The sequence below is a fragment of the Paenarthrobacter aurescens genome (assembly GCF_025421775.1).
Taxonomy (GTDB): Bacteria; Actinomycetota; Actinomycetes; order Actinomycetales; family Micrococcaceae; genus Arthrobacter; species Arthrobacter aurescens_B.
In genome coordinates this window covers 1-238 of the sequence record NZ_JAOEFX010000695.1, presented here as the reverse complement: position 1 = coordinate 238, position 238 = coordinate 1, and the positions used below count along the sequence as shown (strand labels likewise).

The 238-nt window shown below is 61.3% G+C and carries 1 pseudogene; it reads right to left on the bottom strand.

The window, feature by feature from the left end:
* A pseudogene (locus N7568_RS25295) lies at positions 1–238 on the bottom strand (branched-chain amino acid ABC transporter permease); the annotation flags it as partial.

Sequence of the window (238 nt, the reverse complement as noted above, 5' to 3'; positions counted from 1 at the left end):
GCCACCAGGCGGTTGAGGAGGTTCTGGCCAAAGACCTGCTGTTGGACCACGATGCCCTCACCGAAGGCGAAGATCACCGACAGGATGGAGGTCTGGCTGAACGTGACATCGCGGGGATTGTCCTGGCACTCGGCCAGTGCGATTCCCTCCGGCAAGGTGGAGGTGTCAAGCTCTAAGGTGTAGGTGCACTGCACGGGTACACAGATGGTCCACGCACCGTTGGCTCCGGAGGTGGCTT